This window comes from Microcoleus sp. AT3-D2 (assembly GCF_036705715.1).
GTDB lineage: Bacteria > Cyanobacteriota > Cyanobacteriia > Cyanobacteriales > Microcoleaceae > Microcoleus.
The window spans coordinates 1-24945 of the sequence record NZ_JAUBVE010000049.1 but is presented as its reverse complement, the minus strand read 5'-3'; the positions used below and the strand labels follow the sequence as shown (position 1 = coordinate 24945).

Sequence of the window (24945 nt, the reverse complement as noted above, 5' to 3'; positions counted from 1 at the left end):
GTCTTAGTTATTTTTCAAGAAGTCTAATGTTTAGATGAAAGCCGAAAAACTTGAGTTAATAGAGAATTAATGCTATGTTAAAACTTAGTGCTTTATTCCCAATACATTCCCGAAACCGAGGAATTAGCGACGTATTTTTTTCAGTGTGCAAAGAATGGCAAGGCCCTGAATTGAAGGCTCGTATGGTTGTCCCGAGTTGCGATCGCGAATGTCGCGGCCCCAATGTAGTGGAAGCAATTCCGTCATTTCTGACAAAACTATATTACCGCAGCCCTAATCTTCCCATAATCAAGACAGAGAAGCGTTTTCTCAAAGATTTCAAAGATTTTGATCTGGCATACTTGTGGCCTGGTATATCATTAGATTTTGTAAAGAGGGTTAACAAGCAGAGCAAGCCCATTGTTTTGGAGGGAGTTAATAGTTATCAAGGCGAAGCTAAGATAATCCTTGACGATGCTTACTCTCGCTTGGGATTGGAACCTCAACACAGCATTACTCCAGAAAATATTCAGGATGAAAAGGAAAAACTCAAGCTAATTGATTTTCTGTTTTGTCCTAGTCCGATAGTAGCAAAATCGTTTCAAGAAGTCGGGGTTCCTGAAGAGAAACTACTTGTAACGACAGAAGGTTGGTGGCCCGATCGTTTCCCCAATTATCAATCTCAAAAACCGCCGCAGGATGAAGTTAACGTCCTTTTCCTAGGTTTTGCCTGCGTTCGCAAAGGGGTTCATTTGCTTTTGAAGGCTTGGGAGCTAGCTGGGATTAAGGGAACGCTGACAATTTTTGGAGCGATGGAGCCTGCGATCGCTCAAACTTGCAGTCATTGGCTGAAACGTCCTGATGTAGTTCAATTTGATTATGCTGTTGACTACAGTTTTGCCTATCGCAAAGCTGACTTTTTTGCCTTTCCCAGTCTTGAGGAAGGTAGCGCACTCGTCATCTATGAAGCAATGGGTCATGGTTTGCCGATTCTTACTTCGCCGATGGGAGGAGGCGGTGTGGTGCGTGATGGTATTGACGGCATAATTCTCGATCCCTACGATACGGATGCCTGGGTGGAGGGACTGCGAAAATTATCTAATTCTCCTGATTTGCGCGCTCAGATGGGAGCCTCCGCCCGCAAGCGAGCTTTGGATTTGACTTGGCCCCAAGTTGCTGCTAGGCGCGGACACCAGATTCTGCATAAAATGAACACAAAATGAAAACTAAATAGGACTTACGGTGCAAAAGGTTTGTAATCAGGTTGATGTGGACGGTTTGATGTACTGCCACTCTAGCACTGTTAATTTTATTTTTGTTCAGCATTCTTATAAAGAATTTAGCCAACAGCCTGATCAATAGATAGCTGCCGCAGTCGCTTTGTCTGGGATGTGTCAGGCTAATTTTCTCTTGATTTTTCTGAGAGTGTGTTGTAACTAGAATGCGGGAATTAATCCCGACTAAGTAAGGAGAAATACTGTCCCCTGCAATTTGAGATCCGAAGTTGCGATCGACACTCACTCTCGACACTCACTGTCGGCACTCACATAGCATATTGGAGGGGATGCCAGCAGAATTGGGCTGTAAAATTCACAAACCGTGACAATATTTGGTTTTAGGGTACTCAATAAGCCAAAGTTTCTAAAGTTTCCCGCAGATAGGAACGAACCTGCTGATCGATGGTGGCATTTTGCTGCTGACGCTCAAAATTGAGTTCTAGCTGCCAGCGTTGAAATCCTGAACTTGCGCCGATCGCGGATTTGAGACTGCCCCAGATTTCAGAATCTTCGCACAGCTCGATCGCCTCTGCGGCTTGAGGTTCTTCTGCGATCGGTAGATAATTCGCCATATTGTTATACCTCTGTTTTAATCCCCTGTAAGGATTGAAAGCTGACCTTGACACTTTCTATTATAGATTCTTCTCTCCAAAGAGCCAACATAAAATATCCACAACCTGCGATTAAAAATTAAATATTAAGACTATTAATAATCTCTATCCGAAGAGGGGCCTTACCTATTTTTTGTACAGCATACATCTGTACAAATTAAAGTAGCTTAAACTACAACTGTCCCCCTCTTAATTTTTTATTTCACTTTTTTTCGCTTGACTGTTCCGATAGAGATGTAACGCCGTTGGTGTCAGCAGGTTTTGGGTTAACAATACTGCCAACTGACGAATTCCCTATGCCCGATGCTGGCCCAATTGACTCTGCAGGTGCAGCCACAGCCGCAGTTGTCTCGGCTGCCAAAGCCGGCAAAAGTCGATCGACTTGCCAAGGGGCGATCGTAAAATCCTGCCGAATTTTTTCTAAAACATGAGGTTTTGTCGCTGCAAATTCTGATTCCGGCGTCAGCAAAACCGCCATCACACTAGCAGACACCTGCAAAAACAAATTGCTAGCTAAAAAAGCAGCAACTGCCAACAACAATCCAGCCCACCGCCAGGAAGGAGGAAAGGGAGCCACCGAAGCCGCGAGGGGAGCCAATCGGTAGAGTTGCCACAAAATTATTGCCAGCAAAACAGCGACAAAAAGAGCGAGTCCTTGATTTAACTTAGTTTTAAACCGAGTCAGAATCCGCTGCTGCAAAGAAGTTAAATTCTGCGGTTTCACCGCCACAACTAAAATACTAAAAATGTAAAAAGGGCGGAACCACTGCATCCACAGCACAGGAACAATACCGGCTACAGCCACTAAAAATATTTCTAACCAGACAGGGAGCAGGGGAGAACCCACTGCGAGTCCCAGCAAGCACAGTCCCAGGAAAATCGGCAGTGTAGCCGCCCCAGAAAGGTGAATCCACAAAAAAGGATCTGACCAAAAAGAACGCACTTTAAATAATTATGAGTTATGAATTAGGAGTTTTGAATCTTGGATTTTGAGATTTTGGGATGCACTCTTGACTCTGAAATCCGATGCTAGGAGTAAATATTTAGCTATCAAACCGAGGACTTACAAGCAGAAATCTGGTTTATTTCGGTAAGTCTTATTTGAGCGAGCGAATTTTAAATTTTAAGCAAGGGTAAAGACGATTAGGAAGTTCTTAATTCCTTCTTCTTTCGGTCAACTGTCAACTGTCAACTGTCAGATGAGTTTGGGAGTATTGAGTGAAGAGAAGAGTTGCGAGCGATCGGCAATTTAGTGGCCTTCACTCAATACTTCTCTTCCAACTCAACACTCACAACTCAAAACTATTGAGAGAGAGTCCGGCGCTTAGTAACCATCCGGTAGGCTTCAATAATATCGCCATCCGCCCAGTCGCTAAACCCGCTCAAGGAAATGCCGCATTCAAAGCCAGCATTGACTTCCTTGGCATCTTCCTTCATCCGTTTGAGGGAGTCGAGGACACCTTCGTAAACGACATTGTTACCCCGGCGCACCCGCACCTTACAGTTACGGATGACTTTGCCAGAGAGTACCATACATCCAGCCACAGCCCCGCGACCGATCGCGAAGACAGCGCGTACTTCGACTTGACCCAAAGGTTCTTCCACCAATTCGGGTTCCAGCAGGCCTTCCATCGCCCCTTGAATGTCATCCAAGAGGTTGTAGATGATGCTGTATTCCCGCACGTCTACGCCAGCTTGGTCTGCCGCGAGGCGAGCGTCGGTGGCGAGAGTAGTATTGAACCCGATAATTACAGCATTACTGGCTGCAGCGAGGTCAATATCCGTTTCGGTAATTTCCCCAGGAGCAGATAGCAGCAGTCGGAGTTGAACTTCTTTTTGAGGAAGTTGAGTCAGAGCGCCGACAATTGCTTCGAGGGAGCCTTGGACATCTGCCTTCAAGATCAAGTTGAGTTCCTTGAGAACGCCTTCCTTAGCTTGTTGAGAGAAGCCGCTGAGGCTGATCCGGCCGCCTTGCAGCAGGCGGGAATCTCGTTGGGATGTAGCTCTTCCAGAGGCGATCGCTGCCGCTTCTTTTTCGTTTGCGAAGACATCAAACTCGTCTCCGGCGCGAGGAACTTCCCGCAGCCCTAGCACTTCCACCGCGAAGGATGGAGTTGCGTGCTCTACGCGATCGCCCCGGTCATCGATCATGGCGCGCACCTTGCCCAGAGCCGAGCCTGCGACCACAATATCGCCCACTCGCAGAGTGCCGTTCTGCACCAGCAGAGTTGCCACAGGCCCCCTTGCCTTGTCGAGGTGAGCTTCAATCACAGTACCCTTAGCCGGTCGGTGCGGGTTGGCGTTGAGGTCTTCCATTTCCGCCACTGTCAGAATCATTTCCAACAGAGTATCCAGGTTTTCGCCACGGATAGCGCTGACTGGAACCATCGTGATATCACCGCCCCAGTCATCTGCGACCAAGCCGTACTCAGTAAGCTCTTGCTTCACCCGTTCCGGCTGAGCACCCTCCTTGTCAACTTTATTGATAGCCACAACAATTGGCACTTTCGCCGCTTTCGCGTGGCTGATCGCTTCAATTGTCTGGGGTCGCACGCCGTCGTCCGCCGCCACCACCAAGATGGCGATGTCCGTAACCCGTGTTCCCCGAGCCCGCATCGCTGTAAAGGCTTCGTGACCGGGCGTATCCAAAAATACCACCTGCTGGCTCTTGCCTTCGTGTACCACATCTACGTGGTAAGCACCGATGTGCTGGGTAATGCCCCCAGCTTCTCCCTGAGCCACCTTGGTTTTGCGGATCGAGTCGAGCAAGGTAGTTTTACCGTGATCCACGTGACCCATAATCGTTACGACTGGCGGACGGCGTTCGAGGTATTCCAAATCCGCTGCGTCCAGCATCTCGATCACTTTGATAGCTGGCGCTACTTTTTCTGGGGTTTCCACCTCTACGCCCATTTCTTCGGCTACCATCCTCACCGCTGGAATGTCCAGGGTTTCGGTAATATTTACCGCAATTCCTTTAGAGAACAGCCGCTTAATAATTTCGGTTTCGGGAACTGCCAAAGTAATTGCTAGTTCCTGAACGGTCATCGGTCTGCTCAGCAGCAGCTTTTCTGGACGTTCTACCTTAGCTTCGGCTGTTTTGCCCCGGTTGCCCCGTCCCCCACTAGAACTAGAAGAAGAACTTTTATCGTGAGAAGGGCCCGGTCTTTTATTTTTTCCACTGCTTCCGGGTGCGCCCGGAGTTGGTGTTGACTTGGGTGCTGCTTGTGACTTCGCTTTAGCTGGGCGGGCTAGGGACAGGCTGACCGTGACTGGTGCTGGCATATCCAAGCCGTTTTCTAAGTCGTCGTCATCCTCATCTATTGGTTTGAGGCGAGAACGTTTTGCCTTAACAGCCTTAGCAGCTTTGGCAGCATCTGAGTTTTCGTCATCATCTTCTTCCCAAATGACCGATGTCTTTTTGGCAGGACGAGGGAGAGAGGGCCTTTCGAGGAGAGTAATCCCCAGCAACGGCGTATTATCTTCTTCATTGTCATCAGTGTCATCCCCTGCGGCTCCGGTGTCACCGCCGCGGCTACGCAGCCCGGTAGCTGAAGTTGCGGGGGCAAGGCTCCGGCGCGGGCCACCGGGCTGGGGTCGATCGGCAAGTGGAGTTTTGACTGGGCCACCAGCGCCTTCCCGGCGCGGTCTTTGCGCGTCGCGAGATTCGGTAGCCGATCCCGGTGCAGGTCTGCTGGGGCGACTCGGTTTAGCCGGCGCTTCCAGAGTTTCTGACTGTCCTGATTGCTCTTGCTCGGTTTTTGCAAGTTTGAGTACCGGCTTGTTCCCCAGATTTTGTGGGGTACGGCTAGCGGAATCGGACGCCCCTCTGACTGGCGGCGACGTGAGTTTTGCCGACGGCGCGGGAGGGGCGATCGGCGGTTGCTTGGTGCGTTCGGGAGCCTTTTCCGACGGCGGTTGAGGTGCTGTAGGTGCCTGAGCCTGAGCGGTTGTTTCCGGGGCGATCGCACCTACAGTTTCCGAAACAGTTTCCGAAACTGTTTCCGACACTATTTCTGACGGAGCCGCCGACACAGCGACATTTGGCTTCGACAGTACAGGTCGATTGATATTCGGTTTAGCTGGAGGCTGGAGTTGTTGAGCTGCAGGCGACTTGGGAGGAGTTGCCACGGTTGCCGCAGGCTGGTTTTTGTTCTCCTCGTTGCCTGCAGGCTGGGAGGAAGCACCAGCCGGGCGTACTTTTGGACTGCGTATTTCTAAAATTTGCTGCTTTTTTTGTTGGTCGTTAGGGTGAGGGCCAGATTCTCTAGATGGCGCTGCTGCTCTTTCGGGTGGAGCTGGCTTGCCGGGGGAAGAGTGGCTACTGGCTACGTATTTTTCCGCCGTTTTGCGAATGCGCTCTGCTTCTGATTCTGTAATTGTGCTGCTGTGGCTCTTGACTGAAATATTGAGCCGCTCGCATACTGCCAAGATGTCTTTATTATCCAAATTTAGTTCCCGTGATAATTCGTAAATTCTTACTTTGCCGTTGTTCATCCACTCTGCCCTCTTTTATGCCAACCAGTTTTTACATTGTGATTTTTTGTGCTAATGACGACATCATTCGGTGTGATTGATTCAGTGTCAGGAATCGGGGTTTTGGTACTCGCTCAGCAATTTTATCTAAAAGATGCAACTCGCTGAAGTCTGCGGTTGAAGAATTCTCAAGTCTGTTTGGGAACTTGGAACTCCGAAGTCTGAGTTTTGGCAAAACCCACTCTCTCAAGCTTCAAAGTTTGCCTTTCCACCTTGAGGATACCTCTGCTAGTACCCTACCCTTATCTAATCTGACACAAATCTTTCCAGACTGGTGGGCAGATCGGATTGGGGTTTTATAGCTGGCGCTACCGGTAATTACTGGTAGGGCTGCCAAGAGGGTTTATACAGTCGATGCCGAACTATTGTCGGTTTTTCATCCGGGTGAGCCAGAGTAAGATGTACAGTCAGATGTGGCTAAACGCTGCCAAAGTGTTTGGTACAGTTCGTCAGACACAGGCGCTTTGAGCGATCGCCCAAGTCGATTTTTTTTCTGAGCTGCTTTGAGGCATTCTGATTCCCGACAAAGGTAAGCAGAACGGCCCATGCCACGATCTAATTGTACCTGATGAGAAGGATAGAGCCTGACTACTCGCCAAAAAGCTTCCTTTGGAGCTATTTTTCGACAACTTGCACAGCACCGGTAGTTCGGTTTCATTTCTTGTCAGAGGGGGAGTAGGGGGAGAGGGGGGAGTAGAGGACAAGTCCTCCTTGTCTCCCGAAGAGAGAAAATCTTATGACAAGGAGTCAGAAGACAGAATTCAGAATTCAAAATACGCCATGCCTCTAGTCAGGGGTAAGGGTCACGGAAAGAATTTTTTGTGTTCCACGATTAAAATCGGGGACTTTCAACCTCGATCCTCCATCCTGTCGCACAGAACCCATTCTGGATTCTGGCTGTTGAATTCTGAATTCTTCTTCGGTAAATGTCACTGTTTTTAAACAGCGGCTTCGGTTTCCTCCGTGGCGGCTGCCTCCTCTTCCTCAAATTCTGCGGTTTCCTCGTCGTAGTCGCCTGCTTCCTCGTCGTCGTAGTCGTCTGCTAGTTCTTCGAGCCTAGTTGCTTCTGCTGCCAATTTGCTGTCTTCGGCGGCGCGATCGTACTTAGCAATATCTTTGATATCGATTTTCCAACCGGTGAGGCGGGCTGCGAGGCGGACGTTCTGACCTTCTTTGCCAATGGCAAGACTCAGTTGGTCTTCAGCGACCAAAATGTGAGCTCTCCTGCCTTCTGGAGCAACTAAACGCACTTCATCTACTCTAGCGGGACTCAGAGCGTTAGCAATATAAGTTGCTGGGTCTGGAGACCAGCGGATCACGTCGATTTTTTCGCCGCGCAATTCGTTGACTACTACCTGAATCCGCGATCCCCGCGCTCCGATGCAGGCTCCTACAGGGTCTACGTCGCGATCGAGAGTATCAACTGCTATTTTAGTCCGGGGGCCGACGTGCCGGGAGGGCGGATTTGCCTCCCTGGCTACGGCGACAATCCTCACCACCCCGTCTTCTATTTCTGGTACTTCGTTAGCAAACAGGTAAACCACCAAACCTGCATCTGCTCTAGAAACAAGTAACTGCGGCCCTCTAGTAGAGCCTTCGCCTACTTTTTTGAGATAAACCTTGAATGTAGCGTTGGCCCGATAATTGTCGTTGGGCAACTGTTCGCGCTTAGGGAGTTCGGCATCTACTTCTGGCTGACCGAAGCTGCTGGTAACTGCTAAAATTACCGACTGCCTCTCAAACCTGAGAACTCTTGCTTGAAGAACTGTTTCTTCTAAATCTTTAAACTCTTCTTGAATCATTTTGCGCTGTTGGTCGCGCAGTTTTTGAGCGAGAACTTGTTTGGTCTGGATGGCGGCCATGCGACCAAATTCTTTTTGATTTGGTGTTACATCTACGAGTACGATGCTCCCAGGCTGAGCTTCGGTGGCTACTTCTTGTACTTCGGAAAGTGAGATTTCGTGATCGGGATTGGCGACTTCTTCGACAATAGTTTTGTTGGCTAAAACGCGGAAACCTTCTTGTTCTGCGTCGAGTTCTACATCAAAGTTGTCGAAGTATTCTTCGCTGAAGTGATCGAGTTTTTGGGTACGGCGGTAGCGTTCGTATCCTTTGAGCAGGGCTTCTCGCAAGGCTGCTTGGACGGCGTGTTTGGGTAAATTGCGTTCTTTGCTAATACCTTCGACCATTTCTTTTAGTCCGGGCAGGGGAACCATTGACATATAAAACACTCCTTTTTTGCTGTGGTAATAAGTAACTGGTAATCGGTAATTGGTACTTGGAAAATTTCCAGAAAAAGTGATTACAGAGGAGTGATGAGTTACTGGATAGTATTAGGGAAGCTAGGTGCTGTAACAATTTATTTGTTGTTCCTCTTCAACCCGCTGCTAAAGATGTGATTGTTAAAAATTAACTCGCAGCCAAGCGTTTTCAGCTTGCTGCGAGGCAATCTCAAAACTCAACACTCAACACTCAACACTCAAAATTTCCCTTTACATCTCCTTTCCTTCGTCTAGTTCAACTTTGACAATCTGAGGGCGGGGAATTTTAACCTGTCGCCCTTTTTGATTGAGATAAACGGCTGTTTCATCCCGGCCTAGGAGTAGTCCTTTCCACTCTTTGATTCGCGAGTCGGGTTCGGTGGTTTTGGCTGTCACGGGGAAACCTTTAAAGGTAATAAATTCTCGATCGCTGCTGAGCAATCGGGATATTCCGGGACTGGAAATCTCTAGCACGTAGGCATCGGGTATGATGTCGGCTGCCTCTAACTCAGCATCGAGGGCTGTGCTCATGCGCTCGCAGTCGGCTAAACCAGTGTCTTGTTGGAGGTTGCGGATGTCTACCCGCAAGACGGGAGGATTTTGGTTGGTGTGAAACACTGCTCCCACTACTTCCAATCCCAGTGTTTCCGCAACAGGGGTAGCTAAGTCAATGATTTGTGGGATTAGGGGATGAGTCATATCGAATACTTAAGTTAAAACTCCTAAACTCGGACACGGGCAAGGAAAAATTTGGTGTTGAGATTGCTTGGCTTTGAGGTGGTTTGATTAGGTGGCTGCGACTTTCGTCTTCAACTTTGGGACTTACCCAACATCCCAGCAGGGATCTCAAGCGGGGGGATTACCCCTACTCAATCAGTCCTCAACTTGCAAGTCAGACGCCCTGAGCTCTTTTCCTGCGACTAATGCAACAAAAAAAGTGGGCTTGACCCACTCCTAGGTAAAACAATTTCTTCCAAGAAGTTTGAGGACTTCTTCTGATCGAAGGGAGGCCTCAATTCTCAGTTTAGCTCGATCGCCCGTCCGGTGACAAACAGAATCGGCATCGGCGGACTGTCCGAGGGCAGAAGAGGAGAGCTGACAGGGGGAATAAGGACGACTCGATCACCGTTTTGGAGTGGGGTGGGGCGAGGCCAAATTCCTGGTTGATACCGAAGCCGGTGCGATCAATCCTAGAACAGGGGGGGAGAGGCACTCAGGCGCTCTAGGGCTTGCGATACGGGAGTTTCTTTGGGAAATTCTAATTTCAGTTCGGACAAGCCCTCTGCTTCTTGATAGGCTGCAAAGAGTTTGACAGTGATAGTGATTGGTAGATTAGAGATGGGCGATCGCAACATTAACGGTATATTGACAAAACAGCAAAACTCAAATTAACCCTAAAAAATCCCCTTTACTAATGCTGAATTGGAAGCTCAATAACAAACTCTACCCCCCATTCGGGCGAGGAAATGCAAGTCAGCTTACCACGATGTTTTCGTTCTACGATCTCACGGCTAATAGACAAACCTAAACCTGTCCCTTTACCTACTGATTTAGTAGTAAACATCGGCGTGAATAAATGCTGCATTACTTCCTGAGTTATGCCAACCCCATTGTCAGCAATCCGAATCACTACTCTGTCATCCTGAAGCATTTCAGTGCAGATCCGAAGCTGTGGAGTGTCATTGCTCTGTTTCTTTTCCCCGCACAGCGGACAACTAATCGTAGACTCTTCTAAAGCATCAATTCCATTCGCCAATATATTCATAAACACCTGATTAAGTTGCCCCGGATAACACTCTACTAGCGGCAATTCCCCATATTCTTTAATCACTGCAATTCCTGGGAAAGTTCCTTTAGGTTTCAGTCGATGCCCTAAAATTAATAAGGTACTATCTAGCCCATCGTGAATATTCACTGGCGTTAGCGCCGATGTATCCAAGCGAGAAAAATTACGCAGTGACATAGAAAGATTGTAAAGTCGCTCTGTTCCGACCGCCATTGAATCAAGAATTTTAGGTAAATCTTCAACAATAAAATCTAACTCCATCTCCTGGGACTTATCCTCAAATTCTGAGGTCGAAGTAACGTTGTGCTGGCAAAGCCGAGTCATCTCGATCAAATCGGCAATATATTCTTTGGCAATAGGGATATTATTGGAGATAAAACTAACTGGATTGTTAATTTCATGAGCTACCCCAGCTACAAGTTGACCAAGGCAAGCCATCTTTTCACTTTGAACGATTTGCACTTGAGCTTTTTTAAGATTATCCAAAGCTTGAGAAAGTTCAGCCGTTCGTTCTTCTACCCGTTTTTCTAACTCCTGCGCGAGCTGATGTAACGCTGCTTCTGCTGCGAGCCTGTCTTCTATTTCCTGTTTGAGAAGTAGATTTTGATCGGCAAGAATTTTAGTAAGAGAACGCAGCTTTAAATGGAGGTTGACGCGAGCTAACACCTCCTTTTGTTCAAAGGGCTTAGTAATGTAATCCACAGCCCCTAGATTAAAGCCTTTGACTTTATCTCCTATGTCAGACAGAGCCGTCATAAAAATTACCGAAATTTCGTTCGTCAAGGGACTGGCCTTCAGGCGATGGCAAGTTTCAAACCCGTCAATTCCTGGCATCATCACATCTAAAAGAATCAAATCAGGCTGAGTATATTCAGCCTGTTCGATTGCAGTTTCACCATCAGTTGCTACCAATATCTCCCATCCCGAACCCGCTAAAGCTTCAGAAAGCACGTCCAGATTGCTAGGATTATCATCGACGATTAAGATGCTACTTGTTTCCATATTGGTTGCCTTCATTCTTTTTGGATGCTGTGGGATGTAATAAACTCTTTGATTTTTTTGACTTGATAGCCTTGGGCTAACTGGCGCAGCTCAACAGCAAAGGACACAAATTTCTGATCCAGCTTCTCTAGGTGCTCACTGCGCTTCACAATTCCTTTCACGTTGCCTCTCATCGCCAGTTCAAGTAGGAGTTCAATTTCTCCGGGCGGGGGCGCTACTACAGAGGTCGATTCAGAAAGTGATTGAGGATCTGATGAAAAAGGAATAGTGCTGATTTTTTCATTCTTTTGTTCCTCATATATCCATTCAAGTTTTAAATATTTTTGCAACATCTCAAATAGCTCTTCTGCCTGCACAGGTTTACCGAGAAAATCGTTTGCTCCCCCCTCCAAACTTTTATGTTGGTCGGTAGCAAATACACTGGCAGATGAAGCAATGATTGCCACGTCTATATAGTCTGACAAATTTCGGATACGGCGCATCATCTCAAACCCATCTAACACTGGCATCACTAAGTCAGTGATAATCAAATCGAACTGAAACTCTTCTACTTTTTCTAAACCTTCTTGACCGTTTTTAGCTTCGGTTACTTCAAAGCCGAGGGGCTCCAGCAGATTTAAAATCACCGAGCGATTTTCCCATTTGTCATCCACAACCAAAACTTTCTGTTTTCTACCTTGGTAGCCAACCAGCTTTCGTTGCTTGGCAATCGTGGTTATATTTGCCCAGTCTGTCGCTTCCCGTAAATCCAAATCTAGCCAAAAAACACTGCCTGATCCTGACTGACTTTTGACTTGAATGGTACTACCCATCATTTCCACAATTTTCTGGCTAATTGTTAAACCGAGTCCGGTTCCTTCTGCCTGACGCTTACTGTCTCCTACCTGTTCAAAAGGCAAAAATATTTTTTTTAATTGTTCCGGTGTCATACCAACGCCAGTATCTTCAATTTGAAACCGAATTTTGTGAATTGGTGAGGCTGGCTTTTGATCATTGCTTTGTACCTTTTCACCTGTCTCCTTTTCCAGATGCTCTATCTTAAAAGTCACTCGTCCCGAGTCTGTAAACTTAATTGCATTGCTCAGTAAGTTAATTAGTACCTGTCGCAAGCGTTTTTCGTCAGCGTAGATGCCTGCAGGAATTTCCGAACTGGGTTGATAAACAAAAGCCATTCCTTTTTGTTCGGCTCGGATGCGGCAGATTTCCGCGACTCCCTGCAAAAAGGAAGGAAAATGGAAATCTTTCGCGTAGAGTTCCAATTTCTGAGCTTCAATTTTAGCGAGGTCTAAGATGTCATTGATCAGGGTTAAAAGGTGGGAACCACACTGATGAATAATACTGATGCCTTGGAGCTCCTTCGGAGCCATAGTTGTTGAGCGTTCTAGGATTTGAGCGTATCCTAAAATTCCATTGAGGGGCGTTCTCAATTCGTGACTCATATTCGCTAAAAATTCACTTTTAGCTTGGTTGGCACTATCAGCGATTTGTTTGGCTTCCGTGAGTTCGGCGGTGCGTTCTTGTACTCGGATTTCTAGCTCTGAATTGGTCTTGGCTAGCGCCTCAAAGGATTCGCGCAACTGTTGTGCCATCAGGTTGAAAGACTGACCCAGAACTTCTAGTTCTTCTACGCCTTTTACCTGCACATTTTTCTCTAAGTCGCCACTGGCGATCGCCCTAGAAGCGGCGCTCAAACGGAGAATCGGGCTGGTAATCCAGCGTGCGGTTAAGATTCCCAAAACGGTAGCCAGCGCCAAGGCTCCGAAACACAACAAAATGGTTGTCTGGGTATTGGCGTTAATTTGATCCATGAAATCGCTTTCAGGAACGACGACGACGATCAGCCAGTCCAATCCTCGGCTATCCTGAAAGGGCATAACTTGGAGGAATTGCCGCTGACCGGCGATCGTAAAATCCAATTGCTGAGAGCTATTAATTTTAGTGAGGTTGCCAAAGTGTTCTTTTAAATGCGCTGTTGTCAGCCGGATTAAATCATCTGTGCTATCTAAAGCATTCAGGCGATCAAGTTTGCCATTGTTGGTAATAAATGCTTCTTTGAGAGTTGAACTGCCTACTATGAGTCCAGAACGTTCGATTATGAATGTCTGTCCCGATCGACCGATGTTTAAGCTGTGCAGGAAGTCACTGAGGAAAGAGATCAGAAAATTAGCAACGAATACTCCGCGCAGTTCGCCATTTTCGCCATACACTGGATGTCCGGCAGGGAGGGAGAGCGTTTTCTGACCTGTAAGTGGAAAAATTTCGCTCCATGTGGGCCGGCCTAACCGTACACTGTCTTTATACCATGAACGGTTGAGTATATTGTTGCTAGGAGAAACTTTTAAGAGCTTTGTTTGATTGCCTTTGCTATCCGATTCATAAATATGAAATTCAGTACGACTATCCTTATCGACTCTTTTAAAAAATATTTGGCCATTCTCTTGGCGTTCAATGGCAATGAACTCTCCTGTTTTAGTAGCAAAGCCTATATTAGGCAGAGAAGGAAAGGCTTGAATTTGCTCCCAAAAATAGCGCTCCATACTCTCCAATTCCTCTGGATTTAAGTATCCTAGGCGAAGGGCATTGGCATTCAATTGATTGACCAGAGGGGCTGTATCTAGGTATGTGTTGAGCTGCTGCTGGATGCGGGCCGTAATTTCACTCCGCAACTGACTAGCAACTTCGTTGACTGCTTTTTGCCCGTTGCGTAAGGATAGCCAGCCTGTCAGCCCGACAGCAGCAAATATTTGCAGAACGAATGGTAATACTAAAATCAGGCGCAGGGACACCTTTTTTTTATAACGGTTTGACAGGAAAGTGGTTGCAGAGGTCTGTGACATTTATTGGTGTTACTCCTGGGGTAACGAGTTGGCTGAAAAATCTCAGTGGATTGAGTTAAATGAGGCTGAGGAAATATATATTGAAAAGCAATCTATAATATTTAGTGAAAAGTTGGAGGCAGTAACTTGCTTAAACAAGCATGGCTACTTACGTGTTTTCTCTGAGAGCGGTATAATAATAGCTGACTAAAGATACTGACGCGCCTTATTTTTTCCTAGGCTTTGTAATTTTTTTTAGTCTTTAGGAAACCAGTTAGGAATCATATCTAATAGATTACTTGGTTTAGAGCTATTTGTAGTAATTTTTAACTTTACTTTACAGATTGACGCTAAAAAGTATAATCTCATCAAACTTAAATATATATTGATATAATATACGTCTAAAAAAATTGACCAAGAATTTCTTGATGGTACCCGCCACGTGATTTATCCGTGGAATCAATCCAAAATCTAAAATCCTCAAGCCCCCGCATTTATCCGTGGGGTCGCCTCTAAAATCTAAAATCTAAAATCTAAAATCGATTGACCTTTCTCGCTAAGGTAGTCCTGCAAGGCATCGGATAATTGGGGAAATAAAACGGTTGACCGACCGTTATCAAAACCCTGATATTGCAGGACTACCACAGTGGTAAAGGATCAAAGATTTGTGGCGCGGAGGTGAAGGTGATGTGGGGGGACAGTCTGCCTACAATTGGTTGTTCGTGGAAGTGGTGTTGTACCGCTACCCGGGCATCCCGTGGCGAGACTTGCCCTAGCGCGGGGCTATCCGTTGCAGTTCTTTGGCTTGTTCTAAAATTTTCTCGAAGTCTTCTTCGCTCAACCGCTGAATGTAGTTGATTTTGAACTCTTCTAGAAAGTCGCACAGCAGCAGTTGTATTTCTTGCCAGGTTTGCTGCTGTTGTAGTTCGGTTCCTAAAGCTTGCCCGAAATGTTGGACTAGCTGGCTTGAGAGTTTGATGCTTATGGGGTCTTCGCTGGCGATTTTGAAGGCTTCGTAGGCATCTTGGGGGCCGAGGGTGACTAATTTTGAGAGTTCTGCAACTAATTGCTCTGCTAGCTGTTCGGGCAGGTTTCCCAGCCCGGGTACTTGCTTCCATCCTTGATAGAGGGGGGATTGTTTGAGGAAACTTTCAATATTGTACCGGAGGAGGGCTTCTAGGTCTGGCTGGATTTGGGGGAGGACTTTGTAGACGGTTATTTGCACAAGATGGGTGGCGATCGCTTCTATTTCATTGATATTGTTGATGTCGAGATAGCGCTGTTTTGGGGATTTAAAGAGTTGACGAGCGAGTTCGCCTGTGGTGATTGATTGTTGCATCTGGTTGATGAGTTGAATTACTACAACTTCGGTTAATTCTTGGGCGAAGTTGGCAACGAAACCTCGGCTGATTTGGGTGCGTATGGGTTGGAGATCCGGCATTTTGGCTTGGTGGATGCGAATTGTGACGGGTAATACTCGCAACAGGCGCCAGAATGGGAGCAGCAGGAAGATGTCGTACCATCGCCAGAGCATAGCCGATCGCCAAGTGACGCTGCGGTGGCGGCGGCTGATCAAGTAGGTACGGGCTAGAAATTCGATCGCGAATATGGCAATGAATGGCAGATCGATTAGCCAGAAATTATCGGTGAATTCGCCGTTTTCTCCGATCTCGCGGTAATAGTTGGTGGCGATTAATGGCTTGATTTTGGAGTCAAACCACTTGATTTCTTTTTGCCAGTCTTGTTTGTTTAAATAGTCTTGGCTCCAAAATCTTTGGAATGATTGTTTAGCAGAGTCTTGTGGATTTGGGACGCGATCGCGCATCCGGTCTTTTATTTTTTCTAGGGTGCCACTTTTTGATGCTACTCGAAAGGGATCTTCGTCGATCATTTTCGCGCTCAAATTGTTTATTTCCTGCAATTTGGCTGCTACTTGGGGAGAGGGCAACCCTGTTTGCACTACTTGAATTTTTAATTCTTCTAAGGTTTCTAGATATTGCTGGGTGTCTCGGTGGGGTTTAATTCCTTTAAATGGGTCGTATACTTGAGTTAGAACTGGCAGTTGCCGGAGGTAGAAATCTCGCCCGGAGACGTAAGTTATGTCAAATAATACTAGGCTTAAATTTCCTAGGGCGACCAGTGCCATGAGCCGCTCGAACCAAGGTATTTTTGGTGATTTTTTGCGGGAGTTTGGAGTGGGAGAGGGCTGTAGTTTTGGTGTCACTGGCGATTCCTAATTAAGTAGACCTATGGAAATAGATGTAACTGGTAATAGCTGAAAAAAGGAAACAGGGAAAACTGGCTAATTGTCGGGTCGCGCTCGGATTACGATCGCGGAAGCTAGTCTTTATTTTAACGTGCGTTTGTTGGGGAGTTTGGGATTGTTGATTCTGCCTGGTTAGGTAATAAACTATGCTGCTAAAATATTAAAGCCGATCGAACTTGACGGAAGCTGTGGCTGCCGTTAGTGTGCTTCTCTCTGGCAATAAAATTATATCTCAGGCGGAATCCTCAGTTTTTTTGGCGTTGCAGAGCTCACGCGGTTGGTAATAAATTACTATTTCTGTTTGATCTACGGGCTATTTGACCGCTAAATCAAATGTATTGCACGCAGCGGAGTCTAAGGTTAGATATGGACTTCGAGTTTGAGGTCAAACCCTCAAGAGAGTTATACTTGCTCAGGGGCAGTCTGGTGAGAGCGCCCCCTCTGAGCGCGAGGGTGGCTGCCGCCTCCGTAAGGTTCGAGGTTTCGCCTCTACAAAAACCAGCTCGCGATCGGACTCTTGAATAATATAAAACCCTGAGTATAATTTTGTTCGCATTTTTTTAATATATGACATACTGCCTTAATCTCGATTGCCCAAGAGACAAGCGTCAGAACCCACCAGGCACAAAGTATTGTCTTAATTGTGGTTCAAAACTGCTGCTAAAAGACCTTTATGCAGCAACTGAACCGCTGCGAGACGGAGGATTTGGCAGGACTTTCCGAGCTGTTAATCATGGAAAATTTGAGGAATTGTGCGTCATCAAACAGTTGTCACCTCCTCAAGAGTTTCAGCGGAAGCCCGGTCATTTTAAAAAATATGTTCGACTGTTTGAACAAGAGGCAAGGCGGTTGTACGAACTGAAGCACCCGCAAATTCCTCAGTTAATTTCTTATTTTGAGGAAGATGGGCGCTTGTATTTAGTACAAGAGTTTATTGATGGAAATAATTTAAAGGATGAGTTAGATAAGTACGGTGCTTATAGCGAAATTAAAACTTGCGAACTGCTGTTAGATTTGTTGCCTTTATTGAAGTTTGTTCACGACCGAAATGTAATTCACCGCGATATTAAGCCTGAGAATGTGATCCGCAGATCTCGCGATCGTAAGTTAGTGCTGATAGATTTTGGGGTTTCTAAACAGGTAGTAGCTGCTGCTCCGACCAAAACAGGTACTAAGTTGGGAACTCCCGGCTACGCGGCTCTAGAACAGCGTCACGGTAGGGCTGTTCCTGCTAGCGACCTTTATAGTTTGGGGGTGACTTGCATTCGTTTGCTGACTTCTGTTATGCCTTATCTCGATATCTACGGGGACATTCACGATGACCTTTACGATCCGCTTGAAGGTCGGTGGCTTTGGAGGGAGGCTTTGCCCAAAGGAACACAAATTAGCGACGATTTAGGTCAGATTTTGGATAAGTTGATTCAGGAATATGTTAAAGACCGCTACAAATCCGCTGTGGAAGTTTTGGATGCTTTAAAACCTCCTGTTGTTGTTGTCCCAGTGCTGGAAAAGTCGCAGCAGGTAACTGTTGTTAGTCCTTCTGTACCGACTCAACCGGTGACTGATTCTCCGCTACTTTCTGTGAATTTAGAGTCCGAAAAAGGTATTGATTATTCTCACTTGGCAAGGCTACTAGCTGCTAAAAATTGGCGTGGTGCTGATGAGGAAACTTCTGTGAAAATGCTGGAGGTGATGCAGCAAAATTCACGGGGTTATTTGAGCGAGGAAGATATTAGGAAGTTTCCAGCTAAGGATTTGCAAACTATCGATCAACTTTGGGTGCGGCACAGTCACCGCAGATTCGGTTTTTCTGTGCAAAAGGGTTTGTGGCTCAAGTTGGGGGGAAAGCCTGGTGTTTATGATGCTACAGTTTGGGAGAAGTTTGGCGATCGAGTGGGCTGGCGGGTTAACAGCGAGTGGGTATACTATTCGGAGCTGAATTTTACTTCTAAAGCAAAGCCTGGACATTTGCCGGGGGGGACTGTTTTTGGGTGGGAAGGCGGGGTTTTGTGCGGTGTTTTGGGTTTGGGTGGGATCTGGTTTCTGCTGTCGCGACGGGATTTGTAGAAGGAAGGTAGAAGGTAGAAGGCACAATTTATTAGTCAGGCTGCCCCCCAAGCGAAGTCGAAGTGTTAGTCATGAAATAGTTTTGAGTTGGGAATTAAAGAGTTAACAAGTTTTGAGTTTAATCATCTGTTATGTAGAAAATAGCTCTAAAAAAAGCGAAAAATAAGATATAATCACAATTTTTTTTTTGTGCTATGTTCTTAGAGAAGGGCAAGTTTTCAAAGTCAAAAGCCAGTCCTCAAGCGTGGCAAACCATGGGGACTGGCTTTGGCTCCAATTTACCAAGGAGATTTATCTAGTATGTTGCAAGAAAAACGTCTCAAGCCGTGGACTATAGTTCGCTCGCTTCCAAATGTGGAAAAGGTGGTTGTGGGTGAGTTTCGCAGTTGGTCTGATGCAGACGGTCACTTGAAAATTCTCAAGCGGATGGTGCCGACGGATCGATTGAGTGTTGTGTTCGATCCGGTAGTTCAAGCGTAACGTCGCTGGTAAATTGATCGGCGTGCGATCGCTCTTTGAGCTAAGCGATCGCCTCTTTTTTCAGATACTATTTTTCTATAGCAAAACCATTTGATTTGTAAACAATGGATTCAATCATCACAAACGTTTCAGGTTGTTCTACATTCACGACTCAAATAGACTTGCTATACATAAAAAATGCGATCGCTCAACAGGCGATCGCAAATTGAATCATTGTCCTTAACTGCGGCGAATTTCAGTAATTTGGTCGGCAACATCCAAAATTCTTTGCGGCATCGATGGCCCGGTAAAAATCATATCCAAATGATGCGGCTTGTTGTCAATCAATGCCACCACTTCGGCTTCGGGAACCAAGCCCAAATTAACCGCTAAACTCAATTCATCGAGAATAACTAAGGAATAACGACCTTCGCGCACCGCATTTTGAACATACTGCCACAATTGTTCGATCGATCGCGTCTCCAGCTCATCTAAATCGGCATTCTCAATGCAGCGTGACAAATCGCAGCGCACCCAATCTAAATTTTGCCCCAGCCGCACCGGATGTTGATGCCCTTGATTAATTCCCCCTTTGAGGAACTGCACCGCTAGCACGGGAGCTCCCTGTCCTGCAATTCTGAGGGCTTGAGCCATGACACTGGTAAAAAAGCAGCGGTGCGGGCCTGTAAAAACTTGCACCAGCCCTTGAACTGTGTAGGGCAAGCTGTGGTTTAAATTTAGTTTAGGGGTTTGTAACTGAGCAACCATAGGGCAATATTTAATCAGCAACTAAGTCTTGAGTGCAGCTCCGACCTTGGCGCGGCTGAAGCCTGCTTGACAATATATAGTGTACGGGGCCGAGTGCACATCGGATCGAACACTAGATATACAAGTTGTCAAAAGCTCGCGGCAGTGGCATTCGCAGTCGTTTGTTCGATTTTTGAACTCAATTAGCACTTAGGCAGAAACGGGGTTTTTTACCAAAATACGGCGTGGATCTTGACATTTATACAGTTATAGGGTATAAAACCAAGGTGATGAGAGTCTCGCTGCGTCCAGGGCTTTTAAGAAAAGGTACACACATCGCGTAAAATTTGAATGTCGCGGCACTAGGAGCAGGGACTGTGAGAGTGGTGATTCTGGGAGGGCCAGGAGCGGGAAAGGGAACTCAGGCTGAACTACTGTGCAGCAATTTGAGCCTTCCTTTGCTGGCTGTGGGGGACATTCTACGGGAGGCGATCGCAGAAGACACAGATTTAGGCAAGCTGGCGGTGTCTTATGTCGAAAAAGGGGAATTAGTTCCCGACGCAACTATGATTGAATTCTTTCGCCGGCGACTGCTGCTGTGGGATGTCTTTAATGGCTGGGTGTTGGAGGGCTATCCGCGAACGGCTTTTCAAGCTGAGGAATTGGATTTTTTATTAGAGGATTTGGCTCAGCAGCTAGATTGGGCGATTTTGTTGAAAGTGCCGATCGAGGTTTTGCTGAGCAGGTCGATCGAACGAGATCGATCGGATGATCATCCTGAAATTTTACAACGTCGGCTCGATTTGTTCCACGAACGCACTATTCCTCTTTTAGAATATTACGAATACCGCAACAAACTGTTAACTATTGATGGCAACCAATCCCCTGAACAAGTCCAGCAAGATATTCTCAAATTAATCGAGGCTCAGGGCAAATCGGCATAAGATTTTAGATTTTAGATTTTAGATTTTAGATTGAATGACTGCATATTTACCGAGTCAAAAAAAACCGGAAGAGATTAATACCCAATTTTAAAATTTTAAGGCCCAGTTACCATTACCAATCACCTCAATATTATGTTTTTCCAACGTCCCGATGGCAGACAACCAAATCAAATTCGTCCGATTAGTTTCGATCGAGAGTTTACCAAATTTGCTAGCGGTTCCGTACTCGCAAAAAGTGGCGATACTCAGGTACTTTGCAGCGTTACAATCAAGCCGGGAGTGCCGAGATTTCTGGAGAATACTGGACAAGGTTGGCTAACAGCGGAATACCGAATGTTGCCTGGATCTACACCGCAGCGACAAGAGCGGGAATTTATGAAATTATCGGGACGGACTCAAGAGATTCAGCGGTTGATTGGGCGCAGTTTGCGATCGTGCTTGGATATGCAACTATTGGGAGAACGCACCATACTTGTGGATGCCGATGTTTTGCAAGCGGACGCGGGGACTCGCACGACTTCAATTACTGGCGGGTTTGTGGCTGTGGCTGATGCTTTGAACAAGTTGGTACAAAAAGGTGATTTTGTGCGATCGCCCATTATTCGTCAAGTGGCGGCCGTGTCTGTGGGGCTTTTGGAAGGCGAGCCATTTTTAGATTTGAATTATCTTGAAGATGTAGCGGCTGAAATTGATTGTAATGTGGTAATGAATGGAGATTTGAACATCATCGAAATTCAGGGAACTGCGGAAGAAGGAAGTTTCAGCCGGAGTCAGTTAAATCAAATTTTGGATGTGGCAGAAATCGGGATTCAGGAATTGTTGGAGGCTCAGCGGCAAGCTTTGGTTTAGATAATTCGGCGGTTGAAACCGCATCTATACAAACGAAGTCCACCTTCGCGGACTAACATGGTATTTATGTATCCAAAACTAAACTTCGTCGCTCTTACCTATTGCCTTTCCCACTTTCTCAACTTGGTTAGATGCTTTGATTTCATTGAAAAGTCGAATCGCCTCTTGAAACGAAGTCTGACTCTTCTCGGTATCACTCATCTTTTGGTAAGTTAAAGCAAGTTGATAATGAGCCTCAGCTAACAGGGTAAGAGCATCTCAATCATGCTTGACAAAAGCACTTGAGAATTTGCATCATATAGTAATTGTTCATCGCAGCCCGTGGCTATGACCCCTGAACAGAAGGAGCGTTTAAAAGCTTGTGCTGCTGAGATTGCCGAGATTACGTACACAAATACTCCGGTCTCAGAATTATCAAGTCTGGAAACAATCGAAAAGCATATTCGAGAGCAATGGCTAGAATTAGTCGGGCCGGAGATTGTTTTTTTTTATCAAACAGGCAACCGGAACAGAATCAAGACGGTCTCGCACAGTAAAAAGTTGCATTGGTAAACTAATAATTACTGAAAAACAAGCCGAAAAATTGGGAGTGAAAAAATCTACTCGTTTAGCTCCATTATTTGAAAAGTGCTGCCTCCGTCAGGTGGCTAATCTCTTTTATGAGAAAGCTGAGAGTGAAATAGAAGCCCAAACGGGAGTGCATATAGGTCACACTTGTTGTTTACACCGATTAGTGGAAAAGCAAGAATGGGCGTCCATAATAGCTGCTGGGGAGGTAAAGGAAACCAATGTGGATGGGGGGAAAGTGCATCTGAGAAAAGAAGAGGGAGAGGGAAGTCACTGGCTTGACTACAAGGCTGTGCGACTGCACGACAGTTATTACGGGGCATTTTTTCTTGACAATCAAGCGTTAATTAGGGCTTGCTGAATAATCGATCGCCCGCAAAGAACAAGTGCGATCGATATCTGAAAGCTCGGTTAAATATAAGTTTTTTTTGTGTCTATCCCCCCAAGTATAATTGTAGATTATCTTCAACCCACAAACAGGTATTCTTTTTCCAAATAGACATAAAAACACACAAAAAACCCGGCGCCACCAGGTAGTAAGATTCATTACCAAAAAAGTAATTGCAATAACCGTACCAGATGTATTATTAAGTTTAGCCATCACTCTATTCAGACCGAATCTTCGTTTGCCTTGTCCGAACTTGCCCTCAATTGCATTTCTAATCCTCTCATCTTCTAAGGCTTGCTTTTTTTTGATTTACTTACATTTGCTGGCGGTCTTCCTAAGGGCGGCCCACTGAGCCTAATTCCTTTTTCTTTACACCATGCTCGGTTTTCTCTTGTTCGATAAATACGATCGGCATGAACGGACTCTGGATAATATCCTGTGAACCTATGATATGCTTCTACTTTAGGACTTACGCATTGACAAAAAATATCATCTATGTAGTCTAGATAATGGCATCCTTGTGAAGGTTGGCAAAAATATACTCACGGACAACAGAAGTAAACAGATTCCTCTGTACTTCATACCAATTGCTAATTATGTTTTCAGAGCGCATAAACTCCAATTTCACAAAAGCTTGAAGGGAACAAAATATATGTGTTTTTATTGCATAGGTATCTCTAACCATGAATCGACAAATTCCACATACTTGTTTTATAGCACGATGAAAAGTTTCAATACCCCAATGACTATCATGAATTGTGACGAAGGTACTTCTGGTTATGTATTGAATTTTTTCCTCATCTGGCAGATATAAAATATAATGTCTAGAGTCTTCTTTTTTAAAGTCGCACCTTTACAACTTTATAAATCCAAATTCTTTCAGATGAGTCTTTAATCCTTCTTCGGGAATAGCCAGAGTGCTTACCTGACAATACTTGTGTGGTTCATTTGAAACAGTTCTATTTTTTTCAATTCCGAATAGAAAACCCAATTTCTGGTTTTTTAGAAATTTCAAGTTTTCTACTCCTGAATCTGGGGGGGTGACAAAGAGGTCTACGAGATAGACTGTATAAGGGTTGCAGCCCGCATACCTTGTTGATAAAACCGGCGTTTAGAAGGACTTAACTTCATTAACTGTTCCACCTCCAAAGAATATTGTTCGAGATAATGAACCCACTTTTCTCCATCTAGACCAACACCAAATGTACTCCGTCTACGATATTTTTTCTTGGGTTCTTTGCGACGAGATACATATTTTTGTACCTGCTTTTTTCTCAATTCAGTGCCTTGAAATATTGCCGAACTGTAGGCAAGCGTCATCAGGAGAATCATATTAATAAGTCTGTTTCCTTCGAGGCTAGTCCCTTCAAGATCGTAGCCTCCTTTTTTACAGTCTCGGAACAGTTCTTCAATGCCCATCCGCTGCTTATAAGCATTGATTGCTGCTGGCAATGAACCTAAATCTGTGAGAATAAACCAAGCTTCTTTAACTTGATATTTACCATAATTTCTTTTCCATTTACTAGCCAGATCAAATCCGGTTGGAGGCCCGTGTTTTTCTCACTCTTTTTCCTTGAACATACAGAGAAGTTCCTGGTACTATTCCTAATTCATCTAACCGTTGCCAAATTAAATGTTCCATTTCGATACAATGATTCTTTTTGAGTCTCAAGCAAAACGACACACCCTTTGATTTAAGCCAGTTTCCTAAATCAAAAGAACAAAATTCACGATCTCCTAAAACGATGACTTTATATTCTGAAAACAATGGTAAAATTTGCTGTAAATTTGCTGTTTGCTCCTCCAAGTTACTGTTTCCTAATTTTGGCAATAATGACCAGTATAATGGAATTGCTCTTTTTTCCCAAATTAGGCTAACCATAAAAAGATTAATGCGCCCCCATTGACTGCGGTCAATTGCGATTGATAAACGAGTACCAATGGGGCAATAAGTGGTCAACCAATAAGTAATCAAGGGGAACCAAATGAATGAGATAGTTAAATTTGGTAAATCCAGAAATATTTGTATTTTTCTACGCCGACTTTCTGTTGTAATTGGATAAGGAAATACCCGTGCCAGTCTTTCTAATCTCACTTGTTTTTCTGATTGCATCACAGATAGCAAAATTGTCATTACAAGAAACTGAGCTTTCGTGAGTTGTTTTTTTAAATGAGTCTGGTAAAATGTTGGTATCATTATTTTTGGGATAGGCAAGCGTGTAACAATTATGCTGCCTATCTTTTTTTAGCACACATTGGCTCAATCCTCACCACCTCTGGGTTTCAGGCTGGTTGTTACCCCCCCAGCTCCTGAATACCAACTATCTCCTGTTACCATTCGGGGTTTGACTCCCCAGCTTATTATTTCACTTACCATTTCTCTAAAATAA

17 protein-coding genes and 4 pseudogenes are annotated in these 24945 nt (G+C 45.4%); 7 read left to right on the top strand and 14 right to left on the bottom strand.

The window, feature by feature from the left end:
* Window positions 1–74: 74 nt before the first annotated feature.
* Entirely contained in the window at window positions 75–1202 is a 1128-nt protein-coding gene (locus tag QUB44_RS19555) for a glycosyltransferase family 4 protein (RefSeq protein ID WP_333369940.1), read from the top strand.
* 401 nt (window positions 1203–1603) lie between these two features.
* On the opposite strand, the gene QUB44_RS19550 is transcribed toward QUB44_RS19555, so the two are convergent.
* From QUB44_RS19550 to QUB44_RS19510, 9 genes are all read right to left on the bottom strand, one after another.
* On the bottom strand, window positions 1604–1828 hold the full coding sequence (locus tag QUB44_RS19550; protein WP_333369938.1) for a hypothetical protein: 225 nt from the start codon (window positions 1826–1828) through the stop codon (window positions 1604–1606).
* 241 nt (window positions 1829–2069) lie between these two features.
* Window positions 2070–2810: a low-complexity tail membrane protein gene (locus QUB44_RS19545; protein ID WP_333369936.1), complete on the bottom strand. Its 741-nt coding sequence runs from the start codon at window positions 2808–2810 to the stop codon at window positions 2070–2072.
* A 359-nt stretch (window positions 2811–3169) separates the two neighbouring features.
* On the bottom strand, window positions 3170–6364 hold the full coding sequence (gene infB, locus QUB44_RS19540; RefSeq protein ID WP_333369934.1) for a translation initiation factor IF-2: 3195 nt from the start codon (window positions 6362–6364) through the stop codon (window positions 3170–3172).
* A 415-nt stretch (window positions 6365–6779) separates the two neighbouring features.
* Entirely contained in the window at window positions 6780–7061 is a 282-nt protein-coding gene (locus tag QUB44_RS19535; protein WP_333369932.1) for a YlxR family protein, read from the bottom strand.
* 280 nt (window positions 7062–7341) lie between these two features.
* Window positions 7342–8625 (bottom strand): transcription termination factor NusA, encoded by a 1284-nt coding sequence (gene nusA / locus QUB44_RS19530; protein ID WP_333369930.1) that lies wholly within the window; start codon window positions 8623–8625, stop codon window positions 7342–7344.
* A gap of 270 nt (window positions 8626–8895) precedes the next feature.
* Window positions 8896–9363, bottom strand: coding sequence for a ribosome maturation factor RimP (gene rimP / locus QUB44_RS19525; RefSeq protein ID WP_333040953.1), 468 nt, complete (start codon window positions 9361–9363; stop codon window positions 8896–8898).
* 491 nt (window positions 9364–9854) lie between these two features.
* Window positions 9855–10019 carry a thiamine S protein gene (locus QUB44_RS19520; protein WP_333369927.1) on the bottom strand — a complete coding sequence of 55 codons (165 nt, stop codon included), beginning with the start codon at window positions 10017–10019 and terminating at the stop codon, window positions 9855–9857.
* A 56-nt stretch (window positions 10020–10075) separates the two neighbouring features.
* The gene (locus tag QUB44_RS19515; RefSeq protein ID WP_333369925.1) at window positions 10076–11467 is read right to left on the bottom strand and encodes a response regulator; all 1392 of its coding nucleotides are present in this window, start codon (window positions 11465–11467) and stop codon (window positions 10076–10078) included.
* Window positions 11464–14289, bottom strand: coding sequence for an ATP-binding protein (locus QUB44_RS19510; RefSeq protein ID WP_333369924.1), 2826 nt, complete (start codon window positions 14287–14289; stop codon window positions 11464–11466). The genes QUB44_RS19515 and QUB44_RS19510 overlap by 4 nt, the downstream gene beginning before the upstream one ends.
* A gap of 635 nt (window positions 14290–14924) precedes the next feature.
* Between QUB44_RS19510 and QUB44_RS19505 the strand changes: the two are divergent.
* A pseudogene (locus QUB44_RS19505) lies at window positions 14925–15041 on the top strand (IS5/IS1182 family transposase); the annotation flags it as partial.
* Here the strand turns inward: QUB44_RS19505 and QUB44_RS19500 are convergent.
* Window positions 15041–16492 (bottom strand): hypothetical protein, encoded by a 1452-nt coding sequence (locus tag QUB44_RS19500; RefSeq protein ID WP_333369923.1) that lies wholly within the window; start codon window positions 16490–16492, stop codon window positions 15041–15043. The pseudogene QUB44_RS19505 and the gene QUB44_RS19500 sit on opposite strands and share 1 nt — an antisense overlap.
* 609 nt (window positions 16493–17101) lie before the next feature.
* On the opposite strand from QUB44_RS19500, the gene QUB44_RS19495 reads away from it, so the two are divergent.
* Together QUB44_RS19495 and QUB44_RS19490 are read left to right on the top strand one after the other, a co-directional pair.
* Complete coding sequence (locus QUB44_RS19495) at window positions 17102–18601, top strand: GUN4 domain-containing protein (protein WP_333369922.1); 1500 nt, start codon at window positions 17102–17104, stop codon at window positions 18599–18601.
* A gap of 267 nt (window positions 18602–18868) precedes the next feature.
* Window positions 18869–19081 (top strand): hypothetical protein, encoded by a 213-nt coding sequence (locus QUB44_RS19490; protein WP_333222486.1) that lies wholly within the window; start codon window positions 18869–18871, stop codon window positions 19079–19081.
* Between the two features lie 219 nt (window positions 19082–19300).
* Here QUB44_RS19490 and QUB44_RS19485 read toward each other — a convergent pair whose 3' ends face one another.
* Window positions 19301–19828, bottom strand: coding sequence for a P-loop NTPase family protein (locus tag QUB44_RS19485; protein ID WP_333369921.1), 528 nt, complete (start codon window positions 19826–19828; stop codon window positions 19301–19303).
* Window positions 19829–20184: 356 nt separating this feature from the next.
* Here QUB44_RS19485 and QUB44_RS19480 point away from each other — a divergent pair, with 356 nt between their 5' ends.
* From QUB44_RS19480 to QUB44_RS19470, 3 genes are all read left to right on the top strand, one after another.
* Window positions 20185–20751 (top strand): nucleoside monophosphate kinase, encoded by a 567-nt coding sequence (locus tag QUB44_RS19480; protein WP_333369977.1) that lies wholly within the window; start codon window positions 20185–20187, stop codon window positions 20749–20751.
* A 132-nt stretch (window positions 20752–20883) separates the two neighbouring features.
* The gene (rph, locus tag QUB44_RS19475) at window positions 20884–21600 is read left to right on the top strand and encodes a ribonuclease PH (protein ID WP_333369920.1); all 717 of its coding nucleotides are present in this window, start codon (window positions 20884–20886) and stop codon (window positions 21598–21600) included.
* A 589-nt stretch (window positions 21601–22189) separates the two neighbouring features.
* Window positions 22190–22528, top strand: a complete 339-nt coding sequence (locus QUB44_RS19470) for a hypothetical protein (RefSeq protein ID WP_333369919.1) — start codon at window positions 22190–22192, stop codon at window positions 22526–22528.
* On the opposite strand, the pseudogene QUB44_RS19465 reads toward QUB44_RS19470, so the two are convergent.
* From QUB44_RS19465 to QUB44_RS19455, 3 pseudogenes are all read right to left on the bottom strand, one after another.
* A pseudogene (locus tag QUB44_RS19465) lies at window positions 22515–23019 on the bottom strand (transposase); the annotation flags it as partial. The gene QUB44_RS19470 and the pseudogene QUB44_RS19465 overlap by 14 nt on opposite strands.
* 38 nt (window positions 23020–23057) lie before the next feature.
* Window positions 23058–23585, bottom strand: a pseudogene (locus tag QUB44_RS19460) (IS701 family transposase); the annotation flags it as partial.
* Between the two features lie 23 nt (window positions 23586–23608).
* A pseudogene (locus tag QUB44_RS19455) lies at window positions 23609–24752 on the bottom strand (IS4 family transposase).
* Between the last annotated feature and the right edge of the window lie 193 nt (window positions 24753–24945).